General features: G+C 33.9%; 14 protein-coding genes. 4 read left to right on the forward strand and 10 right to left on the reverse strand.

From position 1 onward, the window contains the following. Nucleotides 1-27: 27 nt before the first annotated feature. The 9 genes from GFJ36_RS21980 to comGA form a co-directional block, all read right to left on the reverse strand. Nucleotides 28-525: a shikimate kinase gene (locus tag GFJ36_RS21980; RefSeq protein WP_088064403.1), complete on the reverse strand. Its 498-nt coding sequence runs from the start codon at nucleotides 523-525 to the stop codon at nucleotides 28-30. Nucleotides 526-643: 118 nt separating this feature from the next. Beyond that, nucleotides 644-1,294 (reverse strand): 2OG-Fe(II) oxygenase, encoded by a 651-nt coding sequence (locus tag GFJ36_RS21985; protein ID WP_046957539.1) that lies wholly within the window; start codon nucleotides 1,292-1,294, stop codon nucleotides 644-646. A gap of 174 nt (nucleotides 1,295-1,468) precedes the next feature. Continuing rightward, nucleotides 1,469-1,840 carry a competence type IV pilus minor pilin ComGG gene (comGG, locus tag GFJ36_RS21990; RefSeq protein ID WP_046956345.1) on the reverse strand — a complete coding sequence of 124 codons (372 nt, stop codon included), beginning with the start codon at nucleotides 1,838-1,840 and terminating at the stop codon, nucleotides 1,469-1,471. Next, on the reverse strand, nucleotides 1,837-2,307 hold the full coding sequence (comGF, locus tag GFJ36_RS21995) for a competence type IV pilus minor pilin ComGF (protein WP_098082024.1): 471 nt from the start codon (nucleotides 2,305-2,307) through the stop codon (nucleotides 1,837-1,839). Before comGF ends, comGG begins: the two co-directional genes overlap by 4 nt. After that, a complete protein-coding gene (locus tag GFJ36_RS22000) occupies nucleotides 2,277-2,579 on the reverse strand; it encodes a competence protein ComG (protein WP_097889617.1) in 303 nt (100 codons plus the stop codon). Before GFJ36_RS22000 ends, comGF begins: the two co-directional genes overlap by 31 nt. Next, complete coding sequence (gene comGD / locus GFJ36_RS22005) at nucleotides 2,572-3,027, reverse strand: comG operon protein ComGD (RefSeq protein WP_000810391.1); 456 nt, start codon at nucleotides 3,025-3,027, stop codon at nucleotides 2,572-2,574. Before comGD ends, GFJ36_RS22000 begins: the two co-directional genes overlap by 8 nt. Then, nucleotides 3,024-3,323 (reverse strand): competence type IV pilus major pilin ComGC, encoded by a 300-nt coding sequence (gene comGC, locus GFJ36_RS22010; protein WP_088064405.1) that lies wholly within the window; start codon nucleotides 3,321-3,323, stop codon nucleotides 3,024-3,026. The genes comGD and comGC overlap by 4 nt, the downstream gene beginning before the upstream one ends. Before the next feature lie 11 nt (nucleotides 3,324-3,334). Beyond that, nucleotides 3,335-4,366 carry a competence type IV pilus assembly protein ComGB gene (gene comGB, locus GFJ36_RS22015; RefSeq protein ID WP_088064406.1) on the reverse strand — a complete coding sequence of 344 codons (1,032 nt, stop codon included), beginning with the start codon at nucleotides 4,364-4,366 and terminating at the stop codon, nucleotides 3,335-3,337. Continuing rightward, nucleotides 4,359-5,402: a competence protein ComGA gene (gene comGA / locus GFJ36_RS22020; protein ID WP_088064407.1), complete on the reverse strand. Its 1,044-nt coding sequence runs from the start codon at nucleotides 5,400-5,402 to the stop codon at nucleotides 4,359-4,361. Before comGA ends, comGB begins: the two co-directional genes overlap by 8 nt. Nucleotides 5,403-5,607: 205 nt before the next feature. On the opposite strand from comGA, the gene GFJ36_RS22025 reads away from it, so the two are divergent. The 3 genes from GFJ36_RS22025 (at nucleotide 5,608) to GFJ36_RS22035 (ending at nucleotide 8,171) form a co-directional block, all read left to right on the forward strand. After that, nucleotides 5,608-6,303 (forward strand): helix-turn-helix transcriptional regulator, encoded by a 696-nt coding sequence (locus GFJ36_RS22025; RefSeq protein WP_046956342.1) that lies wholly within the window; start codon nucleotides 5,608-5,610, stop codon nucleotides 6,301-6,303. Nucleotides 6,304-6,427: 124 nt separating this feature from the next. Then, on the forward strand, nucleotides 6,428-6,670 hold the full coding sequence (locus tag GFJ36_RS22030; RefSeq protein ID WP_000440719.1) for a DUF2626 domain-containing protein: 243 nt from the start codon (nucleotides 6,428-6,430) through the stop codon (nucleotides 6,668-6,670). Between the two features lie 106 nt (nucleotides 6,671-6,776). Beyond that, a complete protein-coding gene (locus GFJ36_RS22035) occupies nucleotides 6,777-8,171 on the forward strand; it encodes an L-cystine transporter (protein ID WP_046956341.1) in 1,395 nt (464 codons plus the stop codon). Nucleotides 8,172-8,387: 216 nt separating this feature from the next. Here GFJ36_RS22035 and GFJ36_RS22040 read toward each other — a convergent pair whose 3' ends face one another. Further along, nucleotides 8,388-8,603 (reverse strand): DUF3912 family protein, encoded by a 216-nt coding sequence (locus GFJ36_RS22040; RefSeq protein ID WP_001008334.1) that lies wholly within the window; start codon nucleotides 8,601-8,603, stop codon nucleotides 8,388-8,390. 254 nt (nucleotides 8,604-8,857) lie between these two features. Between GFJ36_RS22040 and GFJ36_RS22045 the strand changes: the two genes are divergently transcribed. Further along, a complete protein-coding gene (locus GFJ36_RS22045) occupies nucleotides 8,858-9,169 on the forward strand; it encodes a hypothetical protein (RefSeq protein ID WP_001093232.1) in 312 nt (103 codons plus the stop codon). Nucleotides 9,170-9,202: the final 33 nt, after the last annotated feature.

The following is a 9,202-nucleotide window of genomic DNA, read 5'->3' on the forward strand; positions in this document are numbered from 1 at the left end:
CTCTACTTGATTAGTATGTCCACTTTTTTATTCATTAATCTTTTCTTTTAATTCATTCATGATTTGTTTTACCGATTTATTCGTCGTATCGATATGAATATGAGCCTCTTCATAATAAGCTCGGCGCGATTCAAATTTTGCCACAAATGCCTCTATATCTTTCTTCTGAAATAGTGGACGTGTCGTATCTTCACGAAGCCTTTCTGCAATTACATGTGGATCACAATATAAATACACGACAGTTCCATTTTCCTTCATCCACTTTCGGTTTTCCTCTCGCTCAATGATTCCACCACCAGTTGTAATAATTACATTACAACTGGGTAGTGAACGTAACATTTCACTTTCATATTCCCGAAAAGCGATTTCCCCTTCTTCGGCAAAAATATCACGAATTGCCTTCTCCTGCTTCTCTTCAATCTTTTGGTCGGTATCGACAACATCCATATGAAGTTCTTTACTTAATTCTTTTCCAATTGTTGTTTTCCCAGCTCCCATATAACCGGTTATGTATATAGTTTTCATGTTCGTTCCTCTCAATCATCCGTTATTATTTGTTATTATAACGAAAGATTACATTATTTAATAAAAAAACGTTTTGTTCTCCTTGTACAATGAAGAACAAAACGTCACATACACGTTTTTACTTATAAGTGCCTCTTCTCACCCACTGCGTTGCAATCCATTTCTCACCTTTCGTTACAGGTGCCCCTCCATGTAACGTAAGCTCATTTAGTGATTGATCTTGATAAAAATACTCAAAGTATACTGCCATTCCCTTTCTAGGGTGCACAGAAAGATTTAATTTCGGGAAGAACGTTTCTCCGCCTTCTTCTACATCATTTAAGTACATGATAAGCGTACTGATACGATTATTAGCAGCTGATCTACTATGTTCCGCAAAATAATCATAGTGCGCTTTATATTGTTGATCCACTTCATAATTTAAAATGTGCAATCCTTCTCCATGCGCTACAGGAACATTCATGATAGATGAAATTCGTTTTTCAATCTTTACAGTAAGCTCATTGTCTTCCAAAAATGCACCGCTACTCGTTCGAATATCATTTACATCACGTGATGAACCAACTTTAGAACGTTTCATTTTACTTTTAGACAATTCAATCAATTCGTCGCATTCTTCATCACTTAATACATTTCCTAACACGACAATAAGAGGTTCTTCGAATTTTGAAATAATGTGTATTTCCCTATCTTCCGTCATAATTGCATTTCCTTTATGATCAAAAATAGTTTGTTCCTTATTTTCACCTATTTGATTGTTATTTGTCATTTCCCTATTCTCCCTAAAAAATATGTTTGGATAGCTTGAATATATCATATTCTTTCTACCTTTCTCTTTTTTGAGAAAATTTAAACTTTCAATTGTTTTATTTATCCATTTCCTATAAAAAAATAACCTATTTTAAAATAAGAAATTATGGTTTTCATCCGTATATTTTACATGCTATCCTTCTATCCAATCGAATATTTTCTCATCCTTTTTTCTATACCGGAAACTAACCTTGTAGAAAACTTCTTGTTTTATTTTGCACTGCAACGAAACGAGTATAACATCGTTTTCAAAGACGTAATTCCCACTTGCTTCGCCCTTTTCATATTGAAAGAAAAAAGTATCTTCCTTTTCTTTTTGCTGTAAGTCTTTTTTTATATTTGTAATAGATCGATTTAGTAGTTCCTCCAGTACAAACTTTTGCTCTATTTCAATATAAAATTTTTTATCTATAAGCAACATATTCGTTTCGTATACAAAGAACGAAGTTAATAATACAAGAAAAATGATTGTTCCTGGCATCGTAAATCCATCTTGTTTTCTCATATATTTATTTCCATTTCGCTATACCTGACAGCTACACCTTCATATATTTTCCCACTCATATCTTTCACATTTATAAAGAGCAAATGAGGTGTTACTTCATACGAAACCATTTCAACATTTTGCAATATAACTTCTCTTCCGCGCATATTCACTTTTCTTATAAGATGATTATTCAATTTTTCATACGTCACTTCATCTCCAGTGCGAAGACGGAAGCGCAAAAGATTATCTTTATTTTCAGGGACTATTTTTTCTACAAAAGATACTTTACGAAACTCTAACTGTACTTGTCCTATAAACACATCCCATTCCCAATTATTTAATCCTTTTGATTGGTTGTTTTCCATTCCAATAAAATTTAAACGTGGCAAGAGTAAAAAGAACAGTGATAACAGAAAAAAACATACGATCATTTCTATTAATGTAAACCCAACTTCTAATTTATTTTTTCTCCTGCATAAAAGCATTGTTCCATCATTCTTCCTTTCACATCTTTCCACATAGCACAAACTTCATTTCCTCCCCAATATGTGTAATATACATTTCCGTTTACGACTTTTTCTTGCGGTCGTTTCGCCCCATTCTCATACATATATAAAGCTGCTTCCCTTTTTAATAATACAAATGCTTTATAACGAATTTGTATGTTTTTTCGTTCTTGCATAACGAATACTGTTTGCGGAAGTAGTAAAGATACTGCCATCATTACTATACTTAATGCTACAAGCATCTCAGCCATCACTGACCCTTTTTGACATTTCACGATACGTAAATCTCCCTCTCCCAAGCTGAAATACAATCTCATATTTATAACTTCGATACGAAAGTAAAATAGTGCCACCTCTATTAATATTTCCACTCGGATTATATGTCATCGGATTTGGAAAAGTATTCAAATCAATTTGTATATCGCTATCATATTCTCTTTTAATGATAGTAAGATTCTCACTTAGCTCCCCTATATAATACGTATGTCTATCTTTATACCATCGTAATGTATAGTGTTTTTGACGGTTTATCGCTAATTGTTGCATATACAAAATATCGTTTGAAAACTGTCTTAAAAATTGTTCCACTTTTTGTTTTTCATGTAATGAATGTACGTTAAAATACGTGACCATACTTAGTACAGAAATTGCAAATAGAACGAGTAGCATTTCTAACAGAGTAAAACCTTTTTGTTTCACAGTTTCCCAGTTGTTACTGTGCCATCATTTGAAATATGAATGGCTTCACCATTCGGACACTCATCAGCTGTAATATATTTTTCATCCCTTAGCTCTTTTAGCGAGGGAATTTTATTATGTTGTAAATGGTATGCTTGTATTTGAGCTTCTATAGATTTCACATAGGCTTTACATCCTTTTCCTTCGACGGATGAACGCTGTGTAACTACATTCGGAATAATTAATAGTAATAGTACAGTTATGACGACCATAACTAATAACATTTCTAAAAGGGTAAACCCTTCTTCATTCTGCATGTAAATGCCTCCTAAATAGAATTCATCATTTGAAACATTGGCATAATCATCGCTAAATACATAAGAACGACTATTCCTCCAATACACGTAAATAAAATTGGTTGAATGATCACTAACATACGTTTAACTTTTTGCTCCATCTTTTCCATAATAAGATCGCTATAGTCACCTAATTCAAGCGCCAAATTACCGTTTGCTTGTCCATGCGTAATAATATAAGAAAGTTCTTCATCATAATATCCGCTTTTAGCAATAATAGATTGCAACGGTTCTCCTGCAATTAATTGGCGTTCAATTCGACCCGCTTCATATTGAAAGAACGGATGATAATTTTGCTCCATCATTATTGTTAGGGCCTCAAGTACTGATAGTCCACCTTGTAATAAACCGCTCAATTGAGTGGCGAAATAATGTGAATGCTTTAAAATAAGAAATGTTTTTACGAGGGGGATACGAAGCATAATTTTTACCTGCTTCATATGCGGGAGTTTCCGAAAGTAAAACATATATACACTACATCCAATCATAATGATAAAAATAGTGCTAAAAATAAGGCTGGGTAGCAGCTTAATTGCACTTAATATTTGTTCTGTAAGTAACGGTGCTGTAGAACCGAATGAACTATATACCATGTCAACCTGCGGTAATAAAATGCGGTTAAAAACAAAAATCATGATTATTAAAAAGAACGCCAAAAACATAGGATACTGCATTATTTTCATCATATCTTTCCTATACTTATCCTTTTTATAAAGAAGTGCGCTCCCTTGTTGCAACGCAAAAGAAATATCACCATGTTGCTCAGCATAAAATAAATAACTTAACACCTCCTGATGAAACATTAATTGATGAAAAGAATCATGTAGACTTTTTCCATCTTTTAATCCATCAATCATGCGCTGCAATTGTACTTTCTTTTCTAAAGGTAATTGAAACTGTAAAAATTCTAATGCCTGCAAAAGGGAGTATCCTTTTTCTAATAGTTCTCCTAATCGTTTCAGCAATACTACTTGATCACTTAAACTCCATATTTTCTTAAACATACACATCCTCTTCTAAAAATCCTAAAGCGTATCCTTTTCGTATCGAAGATTCTAATGTTTCGTGCTTGTACGTGACACATTCCCCGTTTGCTTCTTTAATTGCTTGTTTTAACTCATATCCATATAACAACTCATAAATACTCGCTTGTCTTACCTGCCTCATTGATTTACATAAAGTTGAGCACTTTCTTTGGCAAAACGGACATTTCAATTCGACAAGTCGCTGTGCAGCTATAGCCAATAAAGATTGTTCAATCTCTTGCCTCGTTATACCGAAATCCATAAATCGGAGTATCGCCCCTTTCGCATCACTAGTATGCAGTGTCGTCATTACTAAATGTCCAGTCAAACTTGCTCTTATAGCGATTTTCGCTGTTTCTTCATCACGAATTTCACCGACTAAAATAATATCTGGATCATGACGTAAAATGGCCTTTAGTCCCGCCTCATATGTGATACCTGCTTTTTCATTTATTTGAATTTGTAATACATCGTCATTTCTTTTTTCAACTGGATCTTCAAGTGTAACGATGCGACGTGTTTTCTTTTTTTTAATTACCTCTAATAATGCATACATTGTTGTTGTCTTCCCCGAACCAGTCGGTCCAGTAAATACGAGTAACCCATGTGAATAGTGTAAAAAAGAGAGTAGTTTTTTCACTGTACTTGGAAATAACGAAAGATGAGATAACGGCTGAATAGATGCTTGTAAATGAAGACGAATAACGAGACTTTCTTGGTATACGGTTGGAAGCGTGGAAAGGCGTAAATACACTTCTTGTCCATCCATTTGTAAATACAGTGAACCATTTTGTGGCTTCCGTCTCTCCCCTATATCCATGGATGCTAAAAATTTAAAGTGTGAAACAAGTTTTTCTCCAAATTCCTTTTCGATACAGTGTTTCGTCATTAAATCTTTTCCTATACGCAGTTGAACCGCTACATCCTTCTTCCGGGGCACAATATGTAAATCCGAAGCTTGTACCCTGCACGCCTCTTTCAAAATCGTATTCGCAAAAATTTCAATTCCATTCATCATTTTTCCCTCCCCACTATGTATATAGCATGAAAAAATTCATAAGAAAAATCGGTATTTTTGTATTTTCAATAGAGGAAAAAGGAAAAATATGTTTGTGAAATTATGAACAATTTCCGAATTATTGTCTGAAATTACCTATACTTATGTTTATCTGTATTATAATGTTATTATCTTGGATAAAGTGATAAAGGTGGAGATCCTCATGGAACAAGCTTTAAAAATTACAGGTGTATTATCTGACCCAACTCGTTATTACATTTATAAATATATTTCTCAAAAACATAGTTACGTAACTGTACAAGAAATTGCAGATGAGTTTGACATTCATCCAAACGTAGCACGTTTACATTTATCTAAATTAGAAGATGTTCATATGCTGAAATCGGAAACGAAGAAAACTGGAAAAGGCGGAAGACCAAGTAGATTATATGTATTATCTGAAGATGTGATTCAATTACAATTTCCATTCCGCGATTATCAATTGTTAGCAAGAATAGCATTTAATTCTTTACTTAGCCTTGGCGCCGCTGGTGAAAAAGCGCTATACGAAACGGGAAAACAATTCGGGGCCGAGTTAATGCAACAACATATGCAGCGTTTACATGTGAATGAAGATGCTTTAACAGTAGAGCAAAAAGTCCAAATTGCAAAAGAAGCTTTCTCAACAGCTGGTTTATCACCTGCATTTGAATTAAGTGCAGATGGAACGAAAATTTTCTACGATGTACACAATTGTCCATTTAAAGAGGTTGCTGTTCATCACCCAACTGAAATTTGTAATATGCACGGAGATATGATGAAAGGGATTTTTGAAATCCTATTCCCTAACATGGAATTAACTCGAAACGATAGTCTACTAGATGGATGTAAATCTTGTAATTATAAACTAACAATTTAATTTCTCATATAAAAAGAAGCCAATTATAATTGGCTTCTTTTTATATGAACGAATATTTACAATAGTAAGAAAAATAAACTATAATGAGGAGAGGTTTACTTTTTTAGAAAAGGAGGGAGATGGCATGGAGCGCATGTTTCGCGTTCTCGGCTTTTGGACTGGAATTTTCTCGGTTATGTTTTACGTAGGGGATATGCAACAGGCTGCACTACTATTTTTAGGACAAACAGGTTTCTTCGTACTTTTAAGCTATTTAAATTTAACAGAGCGTATGTATATATACGTATTCGGGGCATATTTAACTGTTTTCTTCATAGGATTTACATACTACACGACGTTTTTACTTGTCCCTGGAGCTGGACATTAAAGATGGCATTTTGCCATCTTTTTTTTAATTCCGCAATTCCCTAGTTGACTTATAGGTTTTATTGCCTTATATTCTATATAACAGATTGGAATTAGGGGGAATCAACATGAATACACTGCTTGTCGGAATTAACGTTGCAGTCATGATCATCTTAGTTGGCGTATTATATTATATGCAACGTAAGCATGTATCTTTTAATAAACGTGTATTTACTGCTTTAGGAGTCGGAATTATATTCGGTCTTATATTACAATTTATTTATGAGCCAACTTCTAAAGTAATTATTGAATCAAATACTTGGTTTGGCTTAATCGGTAGCGGTTATGTGAAATTACTTCAAATGATCGTTATGCCACTTATTTTAGTATCTATTATTTCCGCATTTACAAAATTACAGTTAACGAAAAACCTTGGTAAAATTAGTGGTCTTATTATCGGAATTTTAATTCTTACTACAGGAATCGCTGCAGCTGTCGGTATCGCCGCAAGTGCAGGATTTGATGTATCAGCAACAGGCTTACAACAAGGTGATGCAGAATCCGCTCGTCTGAAGTTAGTTGAAGAAAGATTTACTTCTATTGAAAAAACAACAATTCCAGATAAATTATTAGAGCTGTTGCCTACAAATCCGTTTCTTGATTTAACAGGTGCTCGTCCAACATCAACAATTTCTGTTGTAATATTTGCAGCCTTTATCGGTATCGCCTTTATAGGGGTAAAACGAAAATATCCAGAACAAGCAGAACTATTTAAGAAAATGCTTGATGCTGTATATGCAATCGTAATGCGTATGGTAACATTAATTTTACGTCTTACTCCATACGGCGTATTAGCTCTTATGGCAAAAACAGTCGCTGGTAGCGACATTAATGCTATTTTAAAACTCGGTAACTTCGTGTTAGCGTCTTACGTGGCACTTATCGTAATGTTCGTTATCCACTTATTATTAATTGCTCTATCTGGTTTAAATCCAATTCAATATTTAAAAAAGGTGTTCCCTGTATTAACATTTGCATTCACATCTCGCTCTAGTGCTGGTGCAATGCCATTAAATATTGAAGCGCAAAAAGAAAAGCTTGGTATTTCCGAAGGGATTGCAAACTTTGCAGCATCATTCGGAGTATCCATCGGACAAAACGGTTGCGCAGGTATTTATCCAGCAATGCTTGCAATGATGGTCGCTCCAACTGTAGGAATCGATCCATTACAACCACAATTTATTTTAACTTTAATCGCTGTCGTTGCGATTAGCTCATTCGGTGTTGCCGGTGTTGGTGGTGGTGCAACATTCGCAGCGTTAATCGTACTATCTACAATGAACTTACCAATCGGTATTGTCGCTCTTGTTATCTCAGTTGAACCATTAATCGATATGGGTCGTACAGCTCTTAACGTAAGTGGTTCTATGACAGCAGGTCTTATTTCTAGTAAATGGCTTGGTGAATTAGATCAAGATACGTACAATCAAGATGATACAAAAACTGGTGAAATTGCTTCATAATAAAAAGGACGCTAACAAAAACTGTTAGCGTCCTTTTTTAGTTCTTTTCATCTTCCTCTTTGTCTTTTATACATAAGGCATAACATATTGTTTCAAACACTATGTAAAATCTCGTTCTTTATACTTCATTTCTATCTCCTTACACATAGAAAAAGAGAATACAATAACATATTCTCTTTTCTCAAATATACTTCATTATCTCACAGCCCGTCCTTTTCACAAATAACCATTTTGTTCGCACCATTTATGAAATTGTCCTACGTCTACTCCAACTAACACGATATCCTTTAGCTCTACATCAATGATTTGTTCTCCAATTACAATAGCAAACTGCGATTCTAATTTTGTCTCGCTGTTCTTTACAATTCCAATTCGGTTCCGATGCGGTCCATCTTTTATATATGCTTTTTGTCCTACAATATCAAAGTTCAAGTCTCTCACCTCTTTTATTGCGCTTAAATTTGAAATACGAACTCAAATTCGGAAAATTCCCTTTCCTTGCACTATTTCTCTATATATATGACGAAACAATAAAAGAGTCCTCCCTTCTTTACAATTATTTTTTCTTTGTTTCATTTTTGTGATTGAAACGTAAAGTTTATAATAAAATACACTTGGAAGCGCTTTCTATGTAATTTTTTATGTTATAATATATGAGTAGAACTTCGCAAAGAGGGTTAAAAAAAATGAATACAAAAATGATTAAAAAAGTAATTGACGCATTAAAAGTATATGGCTTTCAGAATGTATCATTCTGTGACAAAACGAAACAATTTTTATTTCATAACGAAATGGATATTATGAGCGGCTATGCAGAAATAACATATAGTAGTCAATTTGAAAAATTCAACGTACAAATTCATCCGATTGAAACACATCACCAAGCAGAGTTACAAGAGGTTGAAAGACATATACAGGCCTGTATAAGAAAAGTGGAATATTTAAACGCACTTCTTAGCGGACAAACAAAACTAGATGACAAAATTATTATAATGTAAAAAAAAGAACGTGAGGATATCACGTTCTTTTTT

The sequence above is a fragment of the Bacillus sp. EE-W1 genome (genome assembly GCF_009760835.1).
In the GTDB taxonomy this organism is placed as follows: Bacteria; Bacillota; Bacilli; order Bacillales; family Bacillaceae_G; genus Bacillus_A; species Bacillus_A wiedmannii.